Annotated in this window: 1 protein-coding gene; it reads right to left on the bottom strand. The window is 61.4% G+C overall.

The window, feature by feature from the left end; all coding sequences use genetic code 11:
- Window positions 1–350, bottom strand: a 350-nt coding sequence (locus H6B10_RS15745; protein ID WP_204652394.1) for a PRD domain-containing protein, incomplete at both ends; no start/stop codon positions are given.

Genomic DNA, 350 nt, shown 5'->3' on the forward strand with positions numbered 1-350 from the left:
CCGCACTGTTCCCGCACCATGGCCAGGCACCGCTGGCCCAGCTGGTACTCGGTGGGATAGTAACAAAGGATACTGCCCGCCAGGGGATTTTTAAACTCGATGCCCTGGGCTTTGCGCTGGATGGCAAAGCTGATGTGGTCCGCCAGGGTGATAAGCAGGCTTTCGTTCAGCGGCTGGGGGATGGCCGCCTTGATCTCTTCGATCATGGCTTCGGTCAGGTCCAGGTGTTCCAGGGGGATCTGTTCCACCAGTTCCCGCAGCCGCCGCTGGCCGGATTTATCCTCCATGCGGTAGACCTTTTCCACCTGGGCGGGGTCCACGAACTGCGCCACCTTGCGGCCAAAGCCCAG

It is taken from the genome of Gemmiger formicilis, from assembly GCF_016901605.1.
GTDB lineage: Bacteria > Bacillota > Clostridia > Oscillospirales > Ruminococcaceae > Gemmiger > Gemmiger formicilis_B.